General features: G+C 72.0%; 23 protein-coding genes and 1 riboswitch. Of the genes, 12 read left to right on the top strand and 11 right to left on the bottom strand.

Annotated elements, in window-relative coordinates; translation table 11 throughout:
- Positions 1-1,386 carry an ankyrin repeat domain-containing protein gene (locus AW271_RS07480; RefSeq protein WP_157553954.1) on the bottom strand — a complete coding sequence of 462 codons (1,386 nt, stop codon included), beginning with the start codon at positions 1,384-1,386 and terminating at the stop codon, positions 1-3.
- 122 nt (positions 1,387-1,508) lie between these two features.
- On the opposite strand from AW271_RS07480, the gene AW271_RS07475 reads away from it, so the two are divergent.
- The 4 genes from AW271_RS07475 (at position 1,509) to AW271_RS07460 (ending at position 4,179) form a co-directional block, all read left to right on the top strand.
- Positions 1,509-2,135: a DedA family protein gene (locus AW271_RS07475; RefSeq protein ID WP_062335272.1), complete on the top strand. Its 627-nt coding sequence runs from the start codon at positions 1,509-1,511 to the stop codon at positions 2,133-2,135.
- A 55-nt stretch (positions 2,136-2,190) separates the two neighbouring features.
- The gene (locus AW271_RS07470) at positions 2,191-2,934 is read left to right on the top strand and encodes a DUF1707 SHOCT-like domain-containing protein (RefSeq protein ID WP_063817905.1); all 744 of its coding nucleotides are present in this window, start codon (positions 2,191-2,193) and stop codon (positions 2,932-2,934) included.
- A 76-nt stretch (positions 2,935-3,010) separates the two neighbouring features.
- The gene (locus tag AW271_RS07465; RefSeq protein ID WP_062333969.1) at positions 3,011-3,499 is read left to right on the top strand and encodes a SigE family RNA polymerase sigma factor; all 489 of its coding nucleotides are present in this window, start codon (positions 3,011-3,013) and stop codon (positions 3,497-3,499) included.
- Entirely contained in the window at positions 3,496-4,179 is a 684-nt protein-coding gene (locus AW271_RS07460) for a hypothetical protein (RefSeq protein WP_062333965.1), read from the top strand. Before AW271_RS07465 ends, AW271_RS07460 begins: the two co-directional genes overlap by 4 nt.
- On the opposite strand, the gene AW271_RS07455 is transcribed toward AW271_RS07460, so the two are convergent.
- Genes AW271_RS07455 through AW271_RS43085 form a run of 5 tightly spaced genes read right to left on the bottom strand, consistent with a single transcriptional unit; the run spans position 4,122 to position 7,649 of the window.
- Positions 4,122-4,859, bottom strand: a complete 738-nt coding sequence (locus AW271_RS07455; RefSeq protein ID WP_062333962.1) for a sirohydrochlorin chelatase — start codon at positions 4,857-4,859, stop codon at positions 4,122-4,124. The genes AW271_RS07460 and AW271_RS07455 overlap by 58 nt on opposite strands.
- 5 nt (positions 4,860-4,864) lie before the next feature.
- Positions 4,865-5,593 (bottom strand): phosphoadenylyl-sulfate reductase, encoded by a 729-nt coding sequence (locus AW271_RS07450; RefSeq protein ID WP_062333959.1) that lies wholly within the window; start codon positions 5,591-5,593, stop codon positions 4,865-4,867.
- A 20-nt stretch (positions 5,594-5,613) separates the two neighbouring features.
- Complete coding sequence (locus AW271_RS38300; RefSeq protein WP_081898693.1) at positions 5,614-5,766, bottom strand: Insertion element protein; 153 nt, start codon at positions 5,764-5,766, stop codon at positions 5,614-5,616.
- Positions 5,763-7,517, bottom strand: a complete 1,755-nt coding sequence (locus AW271_RS07445; protein WP_062333956.1) for a nitrite/sulfite reductase — start codon at positions 7,515-7,517, stop codon at positions 5,763-5,765. The genes AW271_RS38300 and AW271_RS07445 overlap by 4 nt, the downstream gene beginning before the upstream one ends.
- A 48-nt stretch (positions 7,518-7,565) precedes the next feature.
- Positions 7,566-7,649, bottom strand: a complete 84-nt coding sequence (locus tag AW271_RS43085; protein ID WP_353051387.1) for a putative leader peptide — start codon at positions 7,647-7,649, stop codon at positions 7,566-7,568.
- A gap of 87 nt (positions 7,650-7,736) precedes the next feature.
- Here AW271_RS43085 and AW271_RS07440 point away from each other — a divergent pair, with 87 nt between their 5' ends.
- The 5 genes from AW271_RS07440 to cydB all read left to right on the top strand — a co-directional run bounded on the left by AW271_RS07440 (position 7,737) and on the right by cydB (position 13,175).
- The gene (locus tag AW271_RS07440; RefSeq protein ID WP_083976267.1) at positions 7,737-8,693 is read left to right on the top strand and encodes a YihY/virulence factor BrkB family protein; all 957 of its coding nucleotides are present in this window, start codon (positions 7,737-7,739) and stop codon (positions 8,691-8,693) included.
- Between the two features lie 12 nt (positions 8,694-8,705).
- Positions 8,706-8,787, top strand: a riboswitch (ZMP/ZTP riboswitch).
- Positions 8,788-8,814: 27 nt separating this feature from the next.
- Positions 8,815-10,080, top strand: coding sequence for a serine hydroxymethyltransferase (glyA, locus tag AW271_RS07435; protein WP_062333953.1), 1,266 nt, complete (start codon positions 8,815-8,817; stop codon positions 10,078-10,080).
- A gap of 302 nt (positions 10,081-10,382) precedes the next feature.
- Positions 10,383-11,483: a ribosome small subunit-dependent GTPase A gene (rsgA, locus tag AW271_RS07430; protein ID WP_062333951.1), complete on the top strand. Its 1,101-nt coding sequence runs from the start codon at positions 10,383-10,385 to the stop codon at positions 11,481-11,483.
- Between the two features lie 22 nt (positions 11,484-11,505).
- A complete protein-coding gene (locus AW271_RS07425; protein ID WP_062333948.1) occupies positions 11,506-12,132 on the top strand; it encodes a phosphoribosyltransferase in 627 nt (208 codons plus the stop codon).
- A 98-nt stretch (positions 12,133-12,230) separates the two neighbouring features.
- Positions 12,231-13,175, top strand: coding sequence for a cytochrome d ubiquinol oxidase subunit II (cydB, locus tag AW271_RS07420; RefSeq protein WP_062333945.1), 945 nt, complete (start codon positions 12,231-12,233; stop codon positions 13,173-13,175).
- A 36-nt stretch (positions 13,176-13,211) separates the two neighbouring features.
- Here cydB and AW271_RS07415 read toward each other — a convergent pair whose 3' ends face one another.
- From AW271_RS07415 to AW271_RS07405, 3 genes are all read right to left on the bottom strand, one after another.
- Entirely contained in the window at positions 13,212-13,526 is a 315-nt protein-coding gene (locus AW271_RS07415) for a WhiB family transcriptional regulator (RefSeq protein ID WP_081898622.1), read from the bottom strand.
- 117 nt (positions 13,527-13,643) lie between these two features.
- Positions 13,644-14,552: a ferredoxin family protein gene (locus AW271_RS07410; protein WP_062333942.1), complete on the bottom strand. Its 909-nt coding sequence runs from the start codon at positions 14,550-14,552 to the stop codon at positions 13,644-13,646.
- A 68-nt stretch (positions 14,553-14,620) separates the two neighbouring features.
- A complete protein-coding gene (locus AW271_RS07405; RefSeq protein WP_062333939.1) occupies positions 14,621-16,123 on the bottom strand; it encodes a glycerol-3-phosphate dehydrogenase/oxidase in 1,503 nt (500 codons plus the stop codon).
- 90 nt (positions 16,124-16,213) lie between these two features.
- On the opposite strand from AW271_RS07405, the gene AW271_RS07400 reads away from it, so the two are divergent.
- The 3 genes from AW271_RS07400 to AW271_RS07390 all read left to right on the top strand — a co-directional run bounded on the left by AW271_RS07400 (position 16,214) and on the right by AW271_RS07390 (position 21,009).
- On the top strand, positions 16,214-17,713 hold the full coding sequence (locus AW271_RS07400; RefSeq protein ID WP_062333936.1) for an FAD-binding oxidoreductase: 1,500 nt from the start codon (positions 16,214-16,216) through the stop codon (positions 17,711-17,713).
- A 20-nt stretch (positions 17,714-17,733) separates the two neighbouring features.
- Positions 17,734-19,245 (top strand): metallophosphoesterase family protein, encoded by a 1,512-nt coding sequence (locus AW271_RS07395; RefSeq protein ID WP_062333931.1) that lies wholly within the window; start codon positions 17,734-17,736, stop codon positions 19,243-19,245.
- A gap of 168 nt (positions 19,246-19,413) precedes the next feature.
- A complete protein-coding gene (locus AW271_RS07390; RefSeq protein WP_062333928.1) occupies positions 19,414-21,009 on the top strand; it encodes a bifunctional 3'-5' exonuclease/DNA polymerase in 1,596 nt (531 codons plus the stop codon).
- Here AW271_RS07390 and AW271_RS07385 read toward each other — a convergent pair.
- Together AW271_RS07385 and AW271_RS42235 are read right to left on the bottom strand one after the other, a co-directional pair.
- Positions 20,957-22,216 (bottom strand): MFS transporter, encoded by a 1,260-nt coding sequence (locus tag AW271_RS07385; protein ID WP_062333926.1) that lies wholly within the window; start codon positions 22,214-22,216, stop codon positions 20,957-20,959. The two genes, AW271_RS07390 and AW271_RS07385, sit on opposite strands and share 53 nt — an antisense overlap.
- A gap of 43 nt (positions 22,217-22,259) precedes the next feature.
- Positions 22,260-24,266: a serine/threonine-protein kinase gene (locus tag AW271_RS42235; RefSeq protein WP_062333923.1), complete on the bottom strand. Its 2,007-nt coding sequence runs from the start codon at positions 24,264-24,266 to the stop codon at positions 22,260-22,262.
- Positions 24,267-24,307 lie beyond the last annotated feature (41 nt).

The raw sequence follows: 24,307 nt of genomic DNA, 5'->3' as shown, positions 1-24,307 counted from the left end.
TCACAGGTCCAGGCCCAGCGTGCCGGCCGCCTGCAGGACCACGTCGCGCGCGTAGACGTCCGCGCTCTCCGACAACACCCGGTGCACCCCCCGCACCGCCCGGTCGTCTCCCCGGATCGCCAGGCCGCGCGTCGCCTCCGCCGCGGTGACCAGGTCGGGGTCGGTCAGCCGGGCGGCGAGGGCCGAGCGGAGGTCGTCGCCGTCGGCGTCCAGGGCCGCGAGGCCGAAGGTCGCGTAATCGCGCACGTCGGCCGACGGGTCGCGCGAGAGGGTGATCAGCGCCGCCAGGCCGTCCTTGTCCTCGCCCGGCAGCACGGCCGACAGGGCGACCGGGTCGCGCACGGTGTGCACCCGGCCCGGGCGGTCGATCAGCGCCAGCACGTCGGGCAGCACCCGGGGGTCGCCCTGCTGGCCCAGGGCGCGCAGGATCGAGTCGATCACGCGCGGGTCCTGCTCGTGTTCGGCCAGGTCGCGCAGGACCGGCAGGGTGCGGTCGAGGTAGGGGCGGGTGCCGGCGGTGAAGCCGAACTGCGACAGCACGTCCACGCCGAAGTCGCGCTCCATCGGGTCGTCGCGGCCGACCAGGGCGACCGCCGAGGCGAAGGTCTCGTCGTCGGCGCGGCGCTGAATGGCGTGCACGGCCGCCCACCAGGTCTCCCCGTCCTCGTCGACGTCGCGGTAGGGCACCGCGCGCCGCATCAGCTCCTCGACCGGCGGGCGCTCGCCGAGGGCGTCCTCCAGGAGGGTCGCGATGGCCGCGTGGCCGCGCTGGGAGACCTCGGCGCCCTCGGGGGAGGGCGTGGAGACCAGGGTGGTGCCGTCGGCCGCCAGTGACACCTCGGCCGGGGGGTCGCAACCGTCGACCAGCTCGGTCAGGTCGCGGGTGGCGAGGGCGCGGGCGACCTCCAGGGCCTCGTACAGAGGAGTGGCGCCGTGTTCGAGCAGGCTCCACACCACTCCGTAGGCCCCGAACCGGGCGGCGGCGACCAGCGGCGAGCACAGGTCGGGGTCGGCGCCGAAGTCGAGCAGCAGGTCGGCGCTCTCCAGGTGGCCGAGGGTGGCCGTCCACATCAGCGGGGTCCACTCGTCGCACTCGATCAGGTCGGGGTCGGCGCCGCCCTCCAGCAGGGCGCGGAGCGCCTCCTCGTGGTTCCAGGAGGCCGCCGCGCACAGGGGCAGGCCCTCCTCTTCGCCGTGGGAGGCCTGGTTCGGGTCGGCGCCGTGTTCGAGCAGCAGCGTCACCATCGCGGCGTTGCCCCGCTGGGCCGCGCGGTAGAGCGGCAGGGTGCCGCGGCCGCGGTTCAGGTCGGGTTCGCGCCGCAGCGCCTCGCGGGCGCGCTCCAGGTCGTCGTGCGCCACGGCGAGCATCAGCTCACTGATCGTCACCTCTCCAGGGTACTTTATGGTGATATGTCCAGTTTGTGGGCTGGCGGGGTGAGGCTGTCCCCCGGTCGAAACGGTGGCTTTCCGGCTCAACCGGCCGGAAGGATCTCCCTACCGTGATCGCCATGGAGAAACTAGACGGAATCGCCGGTTGGGTCGTCGGTCTGATGGAGACCCTGGGCGCGCCCGGCGCGGGGCTGGCCACCGCGATCGAGAACCTGGCGCCCCCGATCCCGAGCGAGCTCATCCTGCCGCTCGCCGGGTTCACCGCCAGCCAGGGGAACATGAGCCTGGTCGCCGCCATCGCCTGGACCACGGCCGGTTCGGTCGCGGGTGCTCTGGTCCTGTACGGCCTGGGCGCCCTCCTCGGCCGTGACCGCACCGTCGCCCTGCTGGCCCGAGTCCCGTTCGTCACCGCCGCCGACATCGAGAAGTCGGAGGACTGGTTCGCCCGCCACGGGCGCAAGACCGTCTTCTTCGGCCGGATGATCCCGGTCTTCCGCAGCCTCATCTCGATCCCGGCCGGGGTCGAGCGCATGCCGATCGGGGTGTTCACCCTGCTCACCGCGCTGGGCAGCCTCATCTGGAACTCCGTCTTCGTGCTGGCGGGCTACCTCCTCGGGGAGAACTGGGAGGTCGTCCAGCGCTACTCGGGCTGGCTCACCAACGGGGTGATCGCGGTGTGCGCCGTCGCCGTGGCGGTCTTCGTGGCGGTGCGGGTGCGGGCCAGGATGAGGGCCAGGGTGAGGTAGGAATCGTCCCCAGGGAGGATCGAGCGGGAGCTCCCGGAGGGCTAGATTCGTAGCCATGACCGAACCAGCCGGCATGCGCGCGTCCGACAGCGAGCGCGAGGCCGTCGTCGAGCGCCTGCGGGTCGCCTCCACCGAAGGCCGGCTGACGCTCGCCGAACTCACCGACCGCACCGAGGCCGCCTACCTGGCCCAGACGCAGGGCGAGCTGGCCCAGCTGACAGCCGACCTCCCCGGCGGCGCGGCCGCTCCCGCGTACACCCCCGCGAAGCCGCCGGGCAAGGCCCGCCAGTGGTTCGTCGCCGTGATGGGCGACACCAAGCGCAAGGGCAAGTGGCGGGTCGACAACGAGATCGGCGCGGTGGCCGTCATGGGCGACGTGACCATCGACCTGCGCGAGGCCGAGGTGCGCTCCAACGAGATCGACATCGTGGCGACCTGCGTGATGGGCGACATCAAGATCATCGTCCCCGACGGCGTCGACGTGCAGCTCAGCGGGGTGACGATCATGGGCGACAAGAAGGTCAAGGTGGTCGAGGCCCCGCCCGGCCAGCACGCCCCGATCGTCCGGATCCGCGGCTACGTCGTCATGGGCGACATCAAGATCCTCGGCGACTCCCACGCCCAGCCCATCCGGCGCAACGCCCTGGCCTGGACCGAGTGGTGGCTCAACCGCCGCGGCCTCGGCCACGGCTCCATGCACGGCGCGATCAACCAGGCGGTCAACCAGGCGGTGAACGACTCGATCCGCGACGCCAACCGCATGGTCAACGACTCCCTGCGGCGGCACAAAGAACGCTGAGGGCCGGTGCAACGGATCGCCGGTGCCGCCGCGTCATCGTCGGTGACATGATTTCTCCGACGGTGAGGACCCCGACATGCGCGACCGCGCCGACTTCGAGCGGTACGTCGAGCAGCGGTCGTCCCGGTTGCTGCGCACCGCCTACCTGTTGTGCCGCGACTGGGCCACAGCCGAGGACCTGACGCAGACCGCGCTCGCCAAGGCGTGGCTCGCCTGGCGGCGGATCGGCGACAACCCCGACGCGTACGTCTACCGCATCCTCGTCAACACCCACAATTCGTGGTGGCGCCGCATGTGGCGGCGCGAGGTGCCCACGGGCGAGCTGCCCGAGTCGGCGGCGCCCGACGGCGAGCGCTCCGCCGACGACCGCGACGTGCTGCGGGTCGCCCTGGCGGGGCTGCCGCCGGGCATGCGGGCGGTGCTGGTGCTGCGCTACTTCGAGGACCTCTCCGACCCCGAGATCGCCGCGATCCTCGGCTGCTCGGAGGTCACCGTCCGGAGCCAGGCCAGTCGCGCCCTGGCGAAACTGCGCGTCGACCCCGCCATGGACTGGAGCAGGCGATGATCCGCGAGCTTTTCGAGGACGACACCTTCAACGCCCCCACCCACCGGATCTCCCTGCGGGAGATCGACCGGCGGGCCGGGCGGATCAGGCGGGGCCGCGCCGCCCTGGCCACCGCCGCCGCGACCGCCGTGGTGGCCGCCGGGTTCGTGCTGCTGCCGATGGAGAGACCCGGAGACCCGGACGTCACCATGGCCCAGCGGGCCCCGGCCCCGCAGACCGTCTACATGCTGGCCGAGCGGTCGGTGGCCACGCCCGGCATCCTCGACGGACTGTTCTACCCGGGGAGCGAGGGCCCGGTGCAGATCTACGTGAACTGCCCCGGGTTCGCCGCGCACGCGGGCTTGTGGATCGAGGGCAGGCTGGTCGCCCAGGGCCCGTGCGGGCCGGTGACCGCGCTGACCTACGACGACCACGCCGTCGCCGACCGCCCCACCGGCGACGACGGCATGGTCGACGTGCGGGTCCGCGCCTTCCCCTACGACGAGGGGGGCCTGCTCACCGAGGAGGAACTGCTGGCCCGCGCGGAGGAGGCCAAGGACTACCGGATGGGCGTCATGGTGCACGTCTACCGCTACCCCGGCGTCTACAGCCCGCCCGCCGACTGCGCGCAGCCCCTCGTGCTTCAGCGCCCCGACGGAACGCAGGAGACGCTCAAGCCGGTCCGCTGCGACGTCGACTGAGCCGCGGCCGCGTCGTAGCGGTCGAGCACGATCCGGACCAGTTCCGGCGCCGGTCCGAGGCTGTCGGCGACCAGGTCGGCGCCGGCCGCCAGGGTCTCCCTGGCCACCTTGTCGGCGAAGAAGCCGGGCGCCAGCAGGTAGGGGGCGACCACCACGCGGGGCGCCCCCGCCGCGCGCACCATCGCCACCGCCTCCGCCGGACGGGGGCCCGAGGCGCTGGCGAACGCCGTCGTGACCGCCCACCACGGCCGCGCGCGGGCCCACTCGCGGGCGATCGTGCGGACCGTCGAGTTGGCCGAGGCGTCGCTCGACCCGGCCGACACCAGGACGACCGCCGTCTCGGGGTCGCCCACGACGGCCCCGGCCTCGGCCAGGCGGCGTTCCAGGGCGGCCGTCAGCAGCGGGTCGGGGCCCAGCGTGGGGCTGACCTCGACCCGGGCGCCGACCCCGGCCAGCGCGCCCGGGATGTCGACCTTGCTGTGGTAGGCCGCCGTCAGCAGCAGCGGCACCACGACCGCCTCGGCGAGCGGGGCCAGCGCCTCGGTCAGCGCCGGTCGCACGTGGTCGAGGTAGCTGACCCGCACGTCCAGGCCGGGACGCGCCAGGCGTACCCGGTGGAGCAGGGCCTCGGCCACGGCGGCGGCGCGCGGGTCGCGGGACCCGTGCGCCACGGCCACCATGGGGATCAAAGGTGGATACCGCACTCGATCTTGCCCAGTCCGGCCCAGCGGCCCGACCGCGCGTCTTCGCCGTCGGCGACCCTGCGGGTGCAGGGGGCGCAGCCGATCGAGGGGTAGTTGTCGTAGTGGAGCGGGTTGATCAGGACCCCGTTGTCGGCGATGTAGTTGTCGACGTCCTCCTGGGTCCACCGCGCGATCGGGTTGACCTTGACCATCTGGCGCTTGGCGTCCCACTCGACGACCTTCGTGCTGGTCCGGGTCGGCGACTCGTCGCGGCGGATGCCGGAGATCCACGCCAGGTAGGGCTCCAGCGCCCGGTTCAGCGGCTCGACCTTGCGCAGGAAGCAGCACAGGTCGGGGTTGCGGCCGTGGAGGCGCGGCCCGAGGTCGCGGTCCTGCTCGGCGACGGTCCGCGACGGGGTGATGTTGATCAGGTTGACGTCGTAGACGGCCTCGACCGCGTCGCGGGTGCCGATCGTCTCGGCGAAGTGGTAGCCGGTGTCGATGAACAGCACGTCGACGCCCGGCTTGACCCGGCTCACCAGGTCGATCAGCAGCGCGTCGGACATCGAGGAGGTGAGACACATGCGGTCGCCGAAGGTCGCCGCCGCCCAGCGGATGATCTCTCGGGCGGGGGCGTCCTCGAGGAACTCGGCCGCCGACTCGACGATGCTCTGGAGGTCGAGCACGCCGCGCCGGCGCTCTAGCTCAACCTCGATGTCCACCAGGGTCATCACGCTCTCCTCACGGGGGGTCACGATCGAACGCCTATCCCCAGGAACTTCACCCGGAAGGCCCGGGCGCAGCTCCGGCAGTACCAGCCGTAGGGCTCCTCTTCGGAGACGTACGGTTCGAGATCTTCTTCACCGCAGTACGGGCAGTAGTACGGAGCGGCCCGCTCGCTCACTTGAGATCAGCCTCGTCGGCCCGCTGCACCCAGGCCGCGAACGACTCGTCGTCGCTGCGCTGCTTGGCGTAGTTGGAGGCCACCCGCTCGACGTAGTCGGGCAGGTCTTCGGCGGTGCTCTTCAGGCCGCGGACCTTGCGGCCGAAGCCCGGGGTGGCGCCCAGGGAGCCGCCCAGGTGGATCTGGAAGCCCTCGACCTGCTCGCCCGCCTCGTTGACGACGAGCTGGCCCTTGAGGCCGATGTCGGCGACCTGGATGCGGGCGCAGGAGTTCGGGCAGCCGTTCACGTTGATCGTGAGCGGGTGCTCGAAGTCGGGCAGCCGGTTCTCCAGCTCGTGGATCAGCGTCGTCGCGGTCGCCTTGGTCTCGACGATCGCGAGCTTGCAGTACTCGATGCCGGTGCAGGCCATCGTCTGCCGCCGGAACGTCGAGGGGCGCACCTTCAGGCCGATCGCGTCGAGCCCGTCGACCAGCGACTCGACCCGGTCTTCCGGCACGTCGAGCACGACCATCTTCTGCTCGACCGTCATCGCGACCCGGTTCGACCCGTGGGCCTCGGCCAGGTCGGCGATCTTCGCCAGGGTGTCGCCGTCGACCCGGCCGACCTTGGGCGCGAAGCCGACGTAGAACTTTCCGTCCTTCTGGCGGCGGACGCCGACGTGGTCGCGCCGGGTCTCGTCGGCCAGCTCGGGGGCGGGGCCGTCGGGCAGGGCGTGGCCGAGGTACTCGTCCTGGAGGATCTGCCGGAACTTCTCGGCGCCCCAGTCGTTCACCAGGAACTTGATGCGGGCCCGGTGGCGCAGCCGCCGGTAGCCGTAGTCGCGGAAGATGCCGATGACGCCGCCGTAGACGTCGCCCACCTGGTCGGGGCGGACGAACGCGCCGAGCCGCTTGCCGATCATCGGGTTGGTCGACAGGCCGCCGCCCACCCAGACGTCGAACCCGGCCTCGCCGGCCTCGTTCACCACGCCCACGAACGCCACGTCGTTGATCTCGTGGACGGTGCAGTGGGCGCCGCAGCCGCTGATCGCCGACTTGAACTTGCGGGGCAGGTTGGAGAACGCCTTGTCGCCGATGAACCGGTCGTACACCTCGCGGATCTGCTCGCGCCCGTCGATCACCTCGTCGGCGTCGACGCCCGCCAGGGGGCAACCAAGGATCACGCGCGGGGTGTCGCCGCACGCCTCGGTCGTGGACAGGCCGACCGCTTCGAGGCGCTCCCAGATCTCCGGGACCGACTCGATCTCGACCCAGTGCAGCTGGACGTTCTGCCGGTCGGTGATGTCGGCGGTGCCCCGGCCGAAGTCGTTGGAGATGCCCGCGATCACCCGCAGCTGGTTGAGGTCGAGCTGGCCGCCGTCGATGCGGATGCGGAGCATGAAGTAGCGGTCGTCGAGCTCCTCGGGCTCCAGGATCGCGGTCTTGCCGCCGTCGATCCCGGGCTTGCGCTGCGTGTAGAGGCCGTACCAGCGCATGCGTCCGCGCAGGTCGGCGGGGTCGATCGAGTCGAAGCCGCGCTTGGAGTAGATGTCGATGATCCGCTGACGGACGTTGAGCCCGTCGTCGTTCTTCTTGTTCTCCTCGTTCTTGTTCAGGGGCTCGCGATAGCCGAGAGCCCACTGACCTTCGCCGCGAGGGCGCTTGTGGTGGCGGTTCGCCGGGCGGGCCGGGGTGCTCATGCGGGACCTTTCCAGTGGTGGTCGCGCGCGTCCAGGCTTTTCCTCCCGCCTCGGCGCTGAGTGCGGGGGCATGAAAAAAGACGCCTGTCACGCGCCCTTAACAGAAAGAAGGGGCGGCGATCAACGGGCGTCGATACAGATGGCGCTGCGGACGCGCTGAAGGTCGACGTGACGGCGCACGACGAGCATCGGGTCCACTGGCATGTCCGTAACAATACCTTGCGGGTACTTGATGTCCAAGTTTGCGTCCACAGTGTGGACCCCTTCGCGAGACACGTAATGTTAACGCCGATGACCTCAGCGAACGCGCCCCGGCGCCGGTCCCGCCGCCACTGGTTCGGGCACCAGTCCCGCGCCGGCATGGCGCGCGCCCGCGCGGGCATGGAGCGCTTCGTCGGCAGCGGCTTCTGGGCGCTGGTCAAGGCCACGACGATGGCCGGGGTCAACTACCGGGTCACCGGCCTGGCGGGCGAGGCGGCGTTCTTCGCCCTGCTGTCGCTGCCGCCGTTCGTGCTCGGGCTCCTGGGTGTCCTCGGTCACCTCGCCGGGCTGCTCGGCCCCGACACGATCGCCGACATCAAGACGTCGGTGATCGAGCACGCCGACCTGCTGTTCACCCCCGACGCGGTCCAGCGGGTGGTCGAGCCGCTGATCGACAACGTCTTCAACGGCGGCGAGGTCTCGCTGATCTCGGTCGGCTTCCTGCTCTCGTTGTGGTCGGGCTCCCGCGCCCTCTTCGTGTACGTCGACCTGATCTCCATCGCCTACGGCATGGGCGAGACCCGCGGCATCATCCGCACCCGGATCTTCAGCTTCGGCCTCTACCTCGCGGCCCTGCTGATCGGCCTGGTCGTCATGCCGATCCTGGTGGTCGGGCCGTCCCTGCTGGCCACCGCCCTGCCCGACTACGAACCGCTCATCTCGATCTTCTACTGGCCGGTGGTGGTGGCCGGCTCGGTGCTGATGCTCACGCTGCTCTACCACGTGAGCGTGCCGATGCGGACCCGGTGGTGGCGCGAGGTGCCCGGCGCGCTGCTGGCCCTGGTGATCTGGATCATCTGCGCGGCCGTGCTGCGCGAGGTGCTGGCCGCCTGGTTCGACCCGCTGTCCATCTACGGCTCGCTGGCCGCGCCGATCGCGGTGCTGCTCTGGCTCTACATCACCGCCCTCGCGGTGCTGATCGGGGCCACCCTCAACGCCGAGGTCGACCGCCTGTGGCCGCTCGCGGGTAACACCCGGCAGCACTGACAGCCGATAAGGTGGGGTTCTCGCTACTGGCGCTATGAGGTGGGTCACCACCGGGGAGCGGAAACCGCGTCGGCCGTGCGCCTGGGTCGACGCTGTCGTCGAGTTCCGAGGAAGGCGCTCAATGTCTGAGAACACGCTCAACGCCGTCGACCCAGAGATCGCCGAACTGATCACGGCCGAAGAACGCCGCCAGACCGACACCATCAAGCTCATCGCCTCGGAGAACTACGTCTCCAAGGCGGTCCTCCAGGCCACCGGCACCGTCCTCACCAACAAGTACTCCGAGGGCTACCCCGGCAAGCGCTACTACGAGGGCCAGCAGGTCATCGACCAGATCGAGACCCTGGCGATCGAGCGGGCCAAGTCGCTGTTCGGCGTCAACCACGCCAACGTCCAGCCCTACTCGGGCTCGCCCGCCAACCTGGCGATCTACATGGCGTTCGTGCAGCCCGGCGACACCGTCATGGGCATGGGCCTGCCCTTCGGCGGCCACCTGACCCACGGCTGGTCGGTCAGCGCCACCGGCAAGTGGTTCAACCCGGTCCGCTACGGCGTGCGCCGCGACACCGGCATGGTCGACATGGACGAGGTCCGCGAGCTCGCCCTCAAGGAGCGCCCCAAGCTGATCTTCTGCGGCGGCACCGCCATCCCGCGCACGATCGACTTCCCGGCCTTCGCCGAGATCGCCAAGGAGGTCGGCGCGGTCCTGGCCGCCGACATCGCCCACATCGCGGGCCTGGTCGCGGGCGGCGCCCACCCCTCGCCGGTCGGCCACGCCGACGTGATCTCCACCACCACCCACAAGACCCTGCGCGGCCCGCGCGGCGCGATGCTCATGGCCACCTCCGACGAGCACGCCACCGCGCTCAACAAGGCCGTCTTCCCGGGTCTGCAGGGCGGCCCCCACAACCACACCACCGCCGCCATCGCGGTGGCGCTGCGCGAGGCCGCGACCGACGACTTCAAGGACTACGCGCGCCAGGTCGTCGTCAACAGCCGGGCCCTCGCCGAGGAGCTGCTCGGCCGCGGCTTCGACCTGGTCTCGGGCGGCACCGACAACCACCTGATCCTGATGGACCTCACGCCCAAGGGCGTCGGCGGCAAGCCGGCCGCCCAGGCGCTCGACAAGGCCGGCCTCGAGACCAACTACAACTCGGTGCCGTTCGACACCCGCAAGCCGTTCGACCCGTCGGGCATCCGCATCGGCACCGCCGGCGTCACCAGCCGCGGCATGGGCGTCACCGAGATGCGGCAGATCGGCGCCTGGATCGACCAGGTCGTCTCGGCCCTGGCCAAGGGCGAAGACGAGGCCAAGCACACGATCGTGCGCGTCCACGCCGAGGTCCGCGAGCTGACCACCCACTTCCCGGCCCCCGGCCTGAGCTAGTCCCGTTTCGGCGCGAAAGCCCCGGTCTCCGCACGGTGACCGGGGCTTTCGCGTATCCGGGTATGTGGGGATATGGGTGACGCGCAGGGTTCCGGGGAAGGCGGGCCCGCGGCGGGGGGAAATCCCGTTGCGGGGGGCGTCCGGGGGTGCGTATCGTGCTGCGAGGCCGGAACGACCGGTTCTTTCCTTCAGGGAGGTGGCGACAACATGCGGGTCTTTCTCTTGAGCATGCCGTCCATCAACCTCCGGGCCGCCCGCTGACGTACGCGGGGCCTGTTCCATCCTGAAGGGTTTCACCCGAAGTGTTCTTCGATCCTCTCGTTTTCGATCTTTCTCTCCTCGGCTGGGACGACACCCGTACCCTCCCCGCGGACACCATCCCGGGCCGGGTCTCCCGGGTGCACCGCGGCGCCGCCGAGGTCATCACCGAACAGGGCCAGATCCAGGCCCACTACGGCGCCCGCGTGCGCCGTGAATCCGCCGCCGACCCCACCCGGCTGCCCTGCGTGGGCGACTGGGTGGCGCTGCGGCTGCTCGCCGAGGGCCGGCACGAACTCGACGAGGTGCTGCCCAGGGCGACCGCGTTCGTCCGGGGCGGGGTCTCCCGCGACTCGCGGGGCGGGTTGTCGGGCGACGGGCAGGGCCAGGTGCTGGCCGCCAACGTCGACGTCGTGTTCGTGGCCGAACCGGCCATGCACGCGACCGACTTCGCCGACCTCGGCCGCATCGAGCGGCTGACCGCGCTGGCCTGGGAGAGCGGCGGCACGCCCGTCGTCGTCATCACCAAGGCCGACCTCTTCGACCAGGGCCTCGACGACCTCCTGGCCGACGTCGGGAACGCCGCGCCGGGCGTCGACGTGCACGCCGTCTCGTCGTTCACCGGCGACGGGGTCGACGCCGTGCGCTCCTACCTGATGGGCTCCCGGACCGCCGTGATCCTGGGCGCCTCGGGCGCGGGCAAGTCGAGCCTCGTCAACGCCCTCGCGGGCGGCGAGGTCATGGAGACCCAGCAGGTCAGGGCCGGCGACGGCCGGGGCCGCCACACCACCGTGCACCGGGAGCTGATCCCGCTGCCCGGCGGCGGCATCGTCATCGACACCCCGGGCATCCGGCGGGTCGGCCTGTACGACATGTCCGACGGCGTCGACCGGGTCTTCTCCGAGATCGAGGACCTGGCCGGACAGTGCCGCTTCGGCGACTGCTCCCACGAGTCGGAGCCGGGCTGCGCGGTCATGGCGGCGCTGGAGAGCGGCGAGTTGCCCGAACGGCGGCTGGAGAGCTGGCGCAAGCTCCAGCGCGAGGCGGCCTGGATGGCGCGGCGCAGCGACGCCCGGCTCCAGGCCGAGGAGACCCGGAAGTGGAAAATCATCCACAAGGGCATGCGGGGCCGCAGCCGTCCCTGACCGGGTGGGTAGGACCCGGAAGGTGGACTCCTTCCCGGACCGCACGACCGCCGGCGCCCTCCTCGCGGAGGCGCTGGCGGGCACGCCCGCCGACATCGTGCTCGCCCTGCCGCGCGGCGGGGTGGCCGTCGGCGCCGTGGTCGCCCGGGCGCTCGGGGTGCCGCTCGACGTCCTGGTGACCCGCAAGCTCGGGCACCCCCTCCAGCCCGAGTTGGGCCTGGGCGCCATCGCCGAGGGCGGCGAACCGGTCTTCGACCGGGCGATGTTGCGCCGGACCGGCTACCACGAGAGCGACCTCGACGACGTCGTGGCGGCCGAACGCGCCGAGCTGGCCCGCCGGGTCGACGCCTACCGCGACGGCCGGCCCCCTCCCGACCTGCGCGGACGCGACGTGATCGTGGTCGACGACGGCCTGGCCACCGGCGGCACGGCCCGCGCCGCCCTGCGGGCGATACGGGCGCAGCACCCGCGCCGGGTCACCCTGGCCGTCCCGGTGGGCGCCGCGGCGGCGGTCAGATCACTCGAAAACGAGGCCGACGAGGTGATCGCGGTCATGGCGCCCGAGGACTTCGGTTCCGTCGGCGGCTGGTACGAACGGTTCGAGCAGCTCACCGACGACGAAACCCGGGCGTGCCTCCGCTCCGTGTGACCAACGCTCACTTACGGTGACTGAATGGACGTCGGTGACCTGGCCCGGTGGCGGTTCGGCATCCCCACGCAGCCGGCCCGGCCCGCTGAGAGGACGCCGTGACGCTCGACGACATCTGGTTCGCCGCCGTGGCCGTGCTCTTCACGGGCTGTTTCGTCCGGGAGGGCTGCGACCTCGGGGTGGGGGTGCTGCTGGCGTACCTGCCGAAGGAGGAGCGGGAACGCCAGGTGATGGTCGGCACGATCAAGCCCGTGTGGGGCGGCAACGGGGTCTGGCTCATCGCCGCCGGGGGCGTGGTGTTCGCCGCCTTCCCCGAGTGGTGCGCCACCCTGGCCGACGGCTTCTTGGTGATTCTGCTCGCGCTCATCGTGCGCGGGGTGGCCTTGGTCTACCGGGGCGAACATCCCGGGAAAAAGTGGGACCGCTGCCTTTTCTGGAGTTCGCTGGTTCTCGCGTTCCTGTGGGGCGTAATGTTCGCCGCCGTCGTGCGCGGAATCGCCCTGGACGAGAAGCCGGAATTCCGGGATCTGCTGCACCCGTTCGTGCTACTCGGCGGATTGACGACGACGGCCCTTTTCGGCACGCACGGCGCGGTGTTCCTGGCGCTGAGGACGCGGGGGAGGATTCGCCGGAAGGCGAAGGGCGTCGCGGAGAAAAGCGGGGTGGTCGCGGCGGTTCTGGTCATCGCATTCCTGACCTGGGCACAGGCCATGGAAGGGTCGTTCGCAGGTGTTCTGCTCACGGTGGCCGCGATCGGGGCATGGGGCGCGGGGATGGCGGCCAACTTCTTCGGCCGGGAGTGCTGGGCCTTCCTCGGCTCGGCCGCCGCGATCGGGGCGGCCACGATCAGCCTGTTCGCGGCCCTCTATCCCGAGGTGCTGCCGTCGACGGCCGGTTCGGAGAACGGGCCGGACACAGAAAACGCCGCGTCCACGTCGAAGACCGTGCAGATCATGACGTGGGTCGCGGTCGTGTTCCTGTCGTGGACCTACTGGGTGTTCCGCCGCCGCATCGGTGTGCGGAACATCCCAGCAAGCCACTGACCAGGGAGGATTGGCGAAATGCCGGGGAGGGTGGTGCTAGGCGACGGCGCTGATGCCGGCGCTCGCGGCGCGCCGCATCCGACGGCGACGCTCGGAGGCGCGCTCGTCCTCGTTCAGGCCACCCCAGGTGCCGTACTTCTCAGGGCGGGAAAGCGCGTAGTCAAGACACTCCGCGCGGACCGGGCAACCGGCGCAGATCGCCTTCGCCTTCCGCTCGCGGATGTCGCGCTCAGGCTGGCGCTCCCCGTCAGGGCCGAAGAACAGCACAAGGTCCTCTCCCCGGCACGCGGCATCATCCTGCCAACCCCAACTGGGGCGGGGGCGGGCGAGCTGCCGACGTACCTGAGACATGAGAAACCACCTTTGGTGAGAAGAGGTATTTCAGTGTTTGTGCCGCAATGGACGCTTATGGGTTCCTCTTTTGCAACGCGAGGAGCGTCCGTGGTGTTCCCGGCTTCTTGCGAAGCCTCAGGTCAAAGCCGGGGTGAGCTGCTTGAGCTCGGCCAACCTGTAGGTCGTGATCTCTTCGGCGCAGGCGAGACCGCACGGTGCCGCGAACACCGAAGGCTCGACCACTACCCGAAAACGGGACGTTCCACCACGCGCGTTGGTTTGCACAACGCACACGGTGGAGTCACCTTCCGACCGGGAGGATTCCACGGCCACTCCGCCGACCGAGAGCTCGCCCGTGTGTGACCGGACAAAATGCTCGGCGGCTTGCGATGGCTCAGGGAGACCCGCGCGCCCCCGGAAACGGTCAAGAACGATCTTGCCGTCACGGTAGGCGTGTGCCGCCGCGATCGCGGCAGCCTCAGACATGCTGCCGTAGTAAAGCCCGTGTGGCAAGCACACGAGGTTGGCGGCGTATCGATCGCCGCCAACATGTGTGGTTTCCCACACATTCCCGGGGTGTTTCCGGGATAGTGATCTCGCGATCGGGAGACCAAAGCGGGCGCAGCACGCGTTGCGCTTGGCGTGCGTGCAGACCAGAAATACCGGCTCACTGACAAGTATGCAGGACTCCGGAAGCGCTCCGTCCACAAGTGCGCCCAGGTCAAGATCGTCGGGGTGGTCGAGCCAGGCCTCTGCCAGCCAGGGGTCACTCCCCGTGGACGATCCGACGAAAACGTGCAGCGCACCGGGGCCCGGCGTGGTCTCGCGGTCGGGGCGGCGGATGAGCTGCGAACGGATGCCGAGGGCGGTGGCGCGGTCGATGAGGGCCAGCACGCTCTGCGGAAGGCGGCATTCGGGCAGGTACGCGGCCCAGGGGCCGTTGTGCTCGATGAGCAGCCACCGGCGGGCGCCGACCGTGGCGCTGGCGAGCACCGGCGCGTCGCCGGTGTGCAAGCCCGCCGCGTGGTCGCAACCCTTGCTCATGTGCCCGTTCCGTCCTCGTGATCATCTTCGGTTAGGTAATCCTAACCTTAGACGATGGTGTCAAACGTTCAGGGCTGAAGTGACAGAACGTGCCGTGCGACTTTCAGCGCCGTCCGGCGGTCTTCCGCGATGAGCCCGATCCTGGTACGCCGGTCGAGCAGGTCGTCCTCGTCGAGGGCGCCCTCGTGGCGTACTGCCCAGAGGAGCTCGGCCCATGTCGTCGGCTCGCCCGGCAGGACCCTCGCGCCGAGCGCCCGGTTCGACTCGATGAGGGCGGTGATGTCCTCGGCCTCCGCGCCGTAGCGCTCGATCAGCCGCCACGGGGCCCGGATGCCGCGGGTGGCGGCGCCGACCAGCGGGAGCCGCGCGGTGGTGCTGCGCCGGGCGTGCGGGCAGGCCGCGTCGACCGCGTCCTCGGCCATGCGGCGGTAGGTCGTGAGCTTGCCGCCGACGACGGTCACGACGCCGTCCCGGCCCCGCAGCACCGCGTGGCGGCGCGACAGGTCGGCGGTGCCGCGCCCGGAGCCGGTGTCCAGCAGCGGGCGCAGCCCGGCGTGGGCGCCCGCGACCTGGTCGCGGGTCACCGGGACGCCCAGCACGCCGTTGAGCGTGGCCAGCAGGAACTCCACGTCGCTCTCGGGCACGTCGGCCACGTCGGGCACCGGCCCCTCGACCGGCTCGTCGGTCAGCCCCACCAGGACGTGGCCGTCGCTCTGCGGCAGCACCAGCAGGAACCGGCTCGACTCGCCCGGGATCGGCACGTGCAGCCCGGCCCGCAGCGGCCCCAGCACGCCCTCGCGCAGCACCAGGTGGGTGCCACGTGAGGGCCGCAGGGTGATCTCGGGGGCGAGCAGGCCCGCCCACACGCCCGTGGCGTTCACCACCGCCTTGGCCCTGATCGTGAAGGTTTCACCGGTCAGTTCGTCGCGCGCCTCGGCGCCGTCGCCGGCCAGGCCCAGCGCCCGGCAGCGGGTCAGCACCCGCGCGCCGTGCCCGGCGGCGGTGCGGGCCAGCGCGACCACCAGCCGGGCGTCGTCGACCACCCGGCCGTCGTAGGACCGCAGCGCGCCCCGCAGCCCGTCGGCGGCCAGCGCCGGGACCAGGTCGAGCGCCTCGGCCGCGCCCAGCCGGGCCGGGCCCGGGATCAGCTTCTTCGGGGTGCCCGCGGCGGCGCGCAGCAGGTCGCCCAGCCGGTAGCCGGTCATCAGCTTCCGGGCCGTCGCCGCCGAGACGCCGGGGGTCAGCGGCAGCAGATAGGGCTGCGCCTTCACCAGGTGGGGGGCGGTGTGCCGGATCAGCACGTGGCGCTCGGCGGCGCTCTCCCTGGCCAGCCCGATCTGGCCGGACGCGAGGTAGCGCAGCCCGCCGTGGATGAGCTTGGAACTCCAGCGGGAGGTCCCGAACGCCAGGTCGTGGGCGTCGATCGCGACCACCGACAACCCGCGGGCGGCCGCGTCGAGCGCCACCCCCGCCCCGGTGGCGCCCAGGCCCACGACGAGGAGGTCGGCGACCTCCTCGCGCGCGTCGTCGAGATCACGGGCGCGGCGGGCCGCGTTGAGGGAAGACTCCATGCGGTTCCTTGATCGGGACGGGCACTACCCTTGGGTAACCTATCGAGAGGCCGGCATCCTGTGGAGACTCCGCGTACCCCCGTGCAGCCCATGCTCTGGTCGGGCTGGGGTGACCCCGACAGGGCGACCGGGCTCGCTCCCGAAGTGCTGGAGCTGCTCGCGGAGGCGCTGGGCGTCACGCCGCCCACCGAGGAACCGGCGGGGTTCGGGGAGGTCCGGCTCCCCGCGACCGGTCTGTCACCCTTCGTGCTGGACTCGCTCCGGACCATCGTAGGCGCAGAGAACGTGCGTACCGACGCCGATGCCCGGATTCGCCACACGCGGGGCAAATCCACGCCAGACCTGCTGAAGATGCGCATGGGAGACGCCGACGACGCCCCCGACATCGTCGTGCTGCCGGGCTCCCACCACCAGATCTCCGAGGTGCTGCGGTTGTGCGGCGACGAGATGGTCTCGGTGGTGCCCTTCGGGGGAGGGACGTCCGTCGTCGGCGGGGTCACCTGCGAGTGGGACGGCTACTCCGGGTCGGTCGCGCTCGACCTGCGGCGGCTCGACAAGCTGATCTCGGTCGACGAGGAGTCGATGCTGGCCGAGCTCCAGCCGGGGCTGCGCGGGCCGCAGGCCGAGGAACTGCTCAACGCCCGGGGGCTGACGCTGGGGCACTTCCCCCAGTCGTTCGAGTACGCCACCCTCGGCGGGTTCGCCGCCGCCCGCTCGTCGGGGCAGGCGTCGGCCGGCTACGGGCGGTTCGACGACATGGTCGAGGGCCTGACCGTGGCCACGCCGGTCGGCGACTGGGAGCTTGGCCGGGCGCCGCGCTCGGCCGCCGGGCCCGACCTGCGGCACGTCGTGCTGGGCTCCGAAGGCGCGTTCGGGGTGATCACCTCGATGCGGCTGCGGGTGCGCCGGCTGCCCGCGCGGCGCGGCTGGGACGCCTGGCGGTTCCCGTCGTTCGCGGCCGGGCGCGACGCGATGCGCGTCCTGGCCCAGGAGCGGCGGCTGCCGGCGGTGCTGCGCCTGTCCGACGAGACCGAGACCATGATCGGCGGCGGTTCCGGCTGCCTGATGGTGGTGGGCTGGGAAGAGGACGAGCCGCCGCGGTTCGCCGACGCCGAGCACCTGGGCGCCGAGCCCGCCGAGCGCTGGGCCGAGGGCCGGTTCGGCGGCCCCTACCTGCGCGACGCGCTCATCGCCGCCGGGGCGACCGTGGAGACGCTGGAGACCGCCGCCCACTGGTCGGTGCTGCCCCGCCTCTACGAGGCCGTGAGGCTCGCCCTGGAGGCCTCGCTCGGCCGGCTGATCGTGATGTGCCACGTCTCCCACCTCTACGAGACCGGCGCGTCGCTCTACTTCACCGTCGTCACCGCCGCCGGAGACGACCCGCTGGCCCGCTGGGAGGCCGCCAAGGCCAAGGCGTCGGAGGCGATCGGGCTGGCCGGGGGCACCATCTCGCACCACCACGGGGTGGGCCGCGACCACCGCGCCGCCTACGCCACCGAGATCGGCCCGGTGGGCGTCGGCGTCATGCGGGCGATCAAGAAAAGTCTCGATCCGATGGGGATTCTCAACCCCGGTGTCCTCGTCCCCTGAAACCGAGCAAGATTGACCGTATGGCGGACATCGGCGTCGAGGCTGCGGCCGCGCGCGGGAAGCAGGTCTCCTCCCGGGTCTCCGAACACGGCGCCGGGTGGCACTGCCAGGAGATCGGGACCTTCCAGGCGCTGCGCCCCAACAAGAACACCTTCACGTGGTTGCACCCGAAGACCCTGTGGCGGTCGCGCAACGAGATCCTCGCCGGGTTGTTCGGCGATCCGTCGGCGGAGGTGCGCCGCCGCTGGGTGGCGTCCATGCGGGAGAACGGCGCCGAGCCCGACTTCCGGATGACCCGCCTGATGGGCCCGGAGTACTCGTTCGTCGTGATCGGCGACACCGGCGAGGGCGACGCCTCCCAGTACGCCGTCGTCCCCGGCCTGCTGAAGGTGGGCGGCGCGACCGACTTCGCGGTCATCGCCAGCGACGTGATCTACCCCACGGGCGCCGCGAGCGACTACTGCGACAAGTTCTTCCGCCCGTTCAAGGACTACGACGCCCCCATCTACGCCATCCCCGGCAACCACGACTGGTACGACGGCCTGGGCGGCTTCATGCGGGTCTTCTGCGGCGCCAAGCCGCTCAAGGTCGAGCGCGAGGGCTTCCGGCTCTCCCCGGCGGGGCTGCGCGGCCTGCTCTGGAAGAAGCCCGAGGCGATCGACGAGGCCGCGCTGGCCGAGGCGTGGAAGATGCGCGGCAGGCCCACCCAGGAGGCCCGGCAGCCGGCCCCCTACTGGGTGCTCGACCTCGGCGAACTCGTGCTGGTCGGCATCGACACCGGCATCACCGGCTCGCTCGACCGCGAGCAGGGCGAGTGGCTGCGCCACGTCTCGTCGGCCGACACCCGGCCCAAGGTGCTCATCACCGGCAAGCCGATCTACGTGCGCAACGACTACAAACCCTGCCCGATCGAGGGCGGCGGCACCGTCGACGAGATCGTGCGCGACCCGGCCTGCAACTACGTCGCGGCGATCGGCGGCGACGTGCACAACTACCAGCGCTTCCCGGTCGACGTCGACGGGCGGGTGATCCAGTACCTCGTCTCGGGCGGCGGCGGCGCGTTCATGCACGCCACCCACACGATCCCGCGCGTCGACAAGGTGCACGAAGACGACTTCCGCTGCTATCCGCTGCGCGGCGACTCATTGTCGTTCTACAGCCTGCTCTACTCGCGCAAGCTGCGGATGAAGTGGCTCTACCTGACGCCCGAGGAGGCCGTGGCGCTGATGTCGCGGCAGATCGGCAACGAGCCGGTCCGCGACACCCCGCCCGTCAAGATCACCGCCCGGATGAAGTGGGCGGCCCGGTTCCTCGGCGGCTGGCCGATGCCCTTCCACCTGCCGGTCGGCCGCTTCTTCCACCGCTGGATCTCCGAGCTGACCGACTGGGACACCCCGCCGTTCTTCAAGAGCTTCCTGCACGTCTCGGTCACCCCGACCGAACTGCGCATCCGCTGCTTCGCCGCGACGGGGTGCCTGGCCCAGGAGCTCGAACCCCCGGTCGAGGACGAAGTGATCATCCCGCTGGCCTGAACCGGGTGGTTCCGTTTCCGGGGTCCGCTCGGCTCCGGTCCGCTCGGCCGCTTAGGTCCCGCTCATGCCGGCTTCCTTTACGGCTCCCGCCCGACCTCCGGCCGTCCTCCGGCGCCGGGCCCGCCTGGCAGACGACGAACTGTCGGTGGGGCCTGGCAGGGTGGAACCGTGCAAGTGGTGGTCTCCGGGCTGAAAGACGGCAGTGGTGAGCTGCTGCCCGGAGGCCCGGTGGCCGACCTTCCGGCGGCGGTGGCCGAGGTCGAGGCGCGGGAGGCGCCCCGGTGGGTGTGGGCCGACACGCGGCGGATCTACCCGGGGCTGCTGGCCCGGGGCGTGCGGGTGGGCCGCTGCCACGACGTCGCGCTGACCGAGAACCTGCTGCTGGCCGCCGAGGGCCGCTACGGCGAACCCCGGTCGGCCGAGGCCGCCCACGCGCGGCTCCACGGCCTGCCGGTGCCCGAAGACCGCCACGAGACCCCCGAGGCCGCCCAGGGGTCGCTGTTCGACCCCGCGCCCGCGCCGGCCGAGCCGGGGGCCGCGCTCGTCGACGAGGTGGCCGCCGCGCAGGCCGCCCGCATCGCGGCGCTGCCCGAACCCGGGCGGTTCCGGCTGCTGGTGGCGGCCGAGTCGGCCGGCGGGCTGGTCGCCGCCGAGATGCGCCACGAGGGCATGCCCTGGCGCGAGTCGGTCCACGAGGCGCTGCTGACCGACTTGCTCGGGCCCCGGCCCGCCCACGGCATGCGGCCCGCCCGGCTCCAGGCGCTCGCCGACCAGGTGGCGGCGGCGTTCGGGCGGGCGGTCAACCCCGACTCGCCGCAGCAGCTCGTGAAGGCGTTCAAGGCGGCCGGGGTCGAGGTGCCGTCCACCCGGTCCCACGTGCTGAAGCAGGTCGACCACCCGGGGGTGGCGCCGCTGCTGGCGTACAAGGAGCTGGCGCGGTTGTTCAGCGCCCACGGGTGGGCGTGGGCCGACCAGTGGGTGCGCGACGACCGGCTGCGGACCGAGTACGTCGTCGGCGGCGTGGTCAGCGGGCGGTGGGCGACCAGCGGGGGAGGGGCGCTGCAGATCCCGAAGGTGATGCGGAAGGCGGTGGTCGCCGACGACGGGTGGACGCTCGTGGTCGCCGACGCCGCCCAGCTCGAACCGCGGGTGCTGGCCGCGATGGCCGGCGACCGGGGGCTGGCCCGCGCCGCCGGCGAGATCGACCTCTACGCCGCGCTGGCCCAGGCGTTCGGCGGCCAGCGCGACACCGCCAAGATCGCCATGCTGTCGGCCATGTACGGCGGCACCAGCGGCGACGCCCCCAAACTGCTGGCCGTGATGCGCTCCCGCTTCCCCCAGGCCTACGCCTTCGTCGAAGACGCCGCGCGGGCCGGGGAGGAGGGCCGCGTGGTGCGCTCGTGGCTGGGCCGCACCAGCCCGCCGCCGTCCGACCGCTGGCGGGCGGTGGTCTCCGGGCCCGACGGGGGCCGCGCGGCCCGCGACCGGGGGCGGTTCACCCGCAACTTCGTCGTCCAGGCCACCGCCGCCGAGTGGGCGCTCACCCTGATGGCCGTGTTGCGCGGGCGGCTGACCGGCGCGGCGCGGCTGGTGTTCTTCCAGCACGACGAGGTCATGGTGCACTGCCCCGAAGACCAGGCCGGAGAGGTGGCCGCCGCCATCGCGGCCAGCGCCGAGGAGGCGACCCGCCTGCTGTTCGGCGCGACCCCGGTCAGGTTCCCGATGGGCGCGACGCCGGTGCGGTGCTACGCCGACGCCAAATGACCACCCCGGTCAGCCCGGTCAGCGCCGCCGTGATCAGGCCGAGGGCCAGGTAGGAGATCGTGCCGACGATCGCGCCGGCCAGCAGCGCGCCGGCGGCCCCGCACACGTTCATCGTCAGGTCGGAGAGGCCCTGCACGGCCGGGCGGCGCTCCAGGTCGACCGCCTCGGTCAGCATCGCCGACCCCGCGACCAGGGAGCACGACCAGCCCAGGCCGAGCAGGATCAGGCCCGCCGTGATCACCGGCACGTTGTGCCCGCCGAACGCGGCCAGCAGCCCGGCGGCCACCAGGATGCCCATCCCGGCGGTCGCGACCACGGCCCGGCCGAGCCGGTCGGCGGCCCAGCCCACCAGCGGCGAGAACATGAACATGCCGGCGATGTGCAGGCTCAGCACCATCCCGATGACCGAGATCTCGGCGTGCCCGTGCGCGAGGTGGACGGGCGTCATCGACATCACCGACACCATCGCGGTGTGCCCGGCCGCGATCGTCAGCAGCCCGATCCGGGCCGCCGGGGTGGCCCGCACCGTCGCCACCGCCTCACGCAGCGGCTGCCGCCGCCGGGCGACCGGCACCGCGCGGGCCTGCCGGGCCAGCAGCAGGGGGTCGGGCCGCAGCCCCGCGTTGATCACCAGCAGGGAGACCGCGAACGCGGTCGCGGCCAGCGCGAACGGGCCGGCCGTGGGCGCCAGCCCCAGCTCGACGCCGAGCGCGTCGGCCGGGTCGGCCAGGTTGGGGCCCGCGACGCTGCCGATCGTGGCCGCCCAGACGACGAGCGACAGGTGGCGGGCGGTGCGGCCCGGTGGGGCCAGGTCGGTGGCCGCGTAGCGGGCCGACAGGTTTCCGGCGCTGCCCGCCCCGATGAGGATCAGCGAGAGCAGCAGCAGCGGCCACGATCCCAGCTCCATCGACGCCACCGCCGCCAGGCAGCCGAGGAACGCGGCTCCGTAGGCGAGCGACAGCCCCGCTCTACGGCCGCCGCCGTCGGCCGCCCTGGCCGCCGGGAGCGCCATCAACGCGGTGCCCAGCACCGTGGCGGTGCCGGCCAGGCCGCTGATCGCCTCGGAGCCCGAGAGGTCGTACACCATGAGGGAGCTCAGCGCGAGCACCACGGCGATGCCCATCCCCGACACGATCTGCACCAGGGAGAGCACTCCGAGAGTCCGGCGTTGCACCTTCTGGTGGGACGTGAGGGGGATCGCTGTCATGAGCGAAGTCTGGCATGGCTCATGACAGCGTAAAAAGCGGGTTTTATGCCGGGGTGAAGGAGTTCCACAGGGTCGCGCGCACGCTCGCGGCGCTCTCGGTCCAGTCGTAGTCGGGCGCGGTGAAGGTGATCGCGTAGGAGCGGCCGTCGACCGTGACGTAGCGGACGGCCGTGTGCACGGTCACGTTCGCGGCGTCGCGGTGGGTGTACTCCCATTCGGCGGCCGGCCAGCGGTACTCCACCTCGGCCAGCTGCAACTGGGTGTACTCCTCGAACGACGCCTTGCCCTCGGCCGTCTTCAGGGCGTCGAGGCCGCCGTCGGGGATCTCCTCGATCAGGCCGCTCTGCCCGCTGTCCTTCGGGCCGGTCAGCACGACCGCGCCGTCCTGCGCGGCGACCTTCCAGGTGTCGGGGACGGCGACCGTGACGTTGCCGACGGTGTGGTTGCGGAACCCCTCGGGCAGCTCGCCCTCGGGTGTCGCGGGCACGGCCGGCACGTCGGCGCCGCCGTCGGCGGGGCCGGTCGCCACCGCCTGGTTGCGCGGGTCGGCGGGCGCGTCGTCGCCCGGTACCATGATCAACAACACCAGCACCACGACCGCGATCACGGCGATGGCCGCGACCACCGCGAGCAGGCTGCTGCGGCTGCCGCGCTCGTCGTCGGGCTCCTTGCGGCGGCGCGAGGGCCGAGGCGCGGCGGGCCTGCGCTCGGGGGCCTTCTCAGCCGGCCCGTCGAACGACTTCCCGGCGCGGGTGTCCTTGCCCAGGTCGCCGAACTCGGGCAGGTCCTTCTGGTCGGGCATCGGCCAGCCGCCCGGGGTCTGCGCAGCGACGGCGGGGGCCGGACGGCTCGGGCCACCGGGCTTCGACGGGGTGATCGGCGCGAAGAACGACACGCCGCCCGTCGAGGAGAGGTCGCCGGTCGGGCTGCTCATCGGGTCGGGCTTGGCGGCGCCCATCGGGTAGCCGCCCGAAGGGCTGTTGGGGTCGTACGGCACCCGGACCGGACCCGACGGGGTCTCGATGATGCGCGAGGGCATCGGTCCGGAGGGCGGGTCGAGTGGCGGCAGCATCTGAACCGGGGTCTGGTCGGCGGGGGTCGGCGCGGGGGAGGGCGTGGCCGGGCCCTGCGGCGCGGCCTGCGCCGGGCTCTGCGGCGGGGCGGTCGGGCGCACGCCGAGACCGTGCTGGCGCAGCACGTGCTCGAGCATGTCGGACACCTGCGCGGCGGGCAGCCGGTCGGCCGGGTTCTTGCGCAGCAGGCCCTCGATGACGCCCATCAGCGCGCCCGCCCGCCCGGGGCGGTTGGGCTCCTGGGTCAGCACCGCGCCCAGCACGGCGACGGCGTCGGGGCCCTCGTACGGGGGCCGGCCCTCCACCGCCGCGTAGAGGGTGGCGCCGAACGACCACAGGTCGGCCGCGAACGTGATCGGGCGGCCCTGGAGCCGCTCCGGCGGGATGTACGCCGGGGAGCCCATCAGCAGGCCGGGGTGGGTGATCGACACGTCGCCCTCGATGGCGGCGATGCCGAAGTCGGTGAGGACCACGCGGTCGGCCGTCAGCAGCACGTTGCCCGGCTTGACGTCGCGGTGGAGGATGCCGGCGGCGTGCGCGTGGCGCAGCGCGTCGAGCACCCTTATGCCGATCTCGGCGGCCTGGACGACCGGCAGCGGCCCGCTCTGGCGCACCGCCTGCTCCAGCGACCAGGCCCGGACCAGCTCCATCACGATCCAGGGGCGGCCGTCCTCCTCGACGACGTCGTGGACGGTCACGATGCCCGGGTGGCTCAGCCGCGCGGCCGAACGGGCCTCGCGGAGCATGCGCGTGTGGGCGGTCTGGCGGCCCTGCTGGTCGAGGCCGTAGGGGAGGATCAGCTCCTTGACCGCGACGTCGCGGTCGAGCAGCACGTCGTGGGCGTGCCACACCATTCCCATGCCGCCACGGCCGACCGGCGACAAGAGCCGGTAGCGGCGGCCGACGAGCCTGCCCTGCCCCTCGGGCGTCCCGCCCTGACCATCGGGGACCATACCGAGCAGGCGATCGGTCGTCATAGGCGGGGTCCCCAATTCTCCTCGTCCGGGCCGCGCGAGAT

It is taken from the genome of Herbidospora sakaeratensis (assembly GCF_001570525.1).
In the GTDB taxonomy this organism is placed as follows: Bacteria; Actinomycetota; Actinomycetes; order Streptosporangiales; family Streptosporangiaceae; genus Herbidospora; species Herbidospora sakaeratensis.
This window is presented reverse-complemented; position numbering and strand designations above follow the sequence as displayed.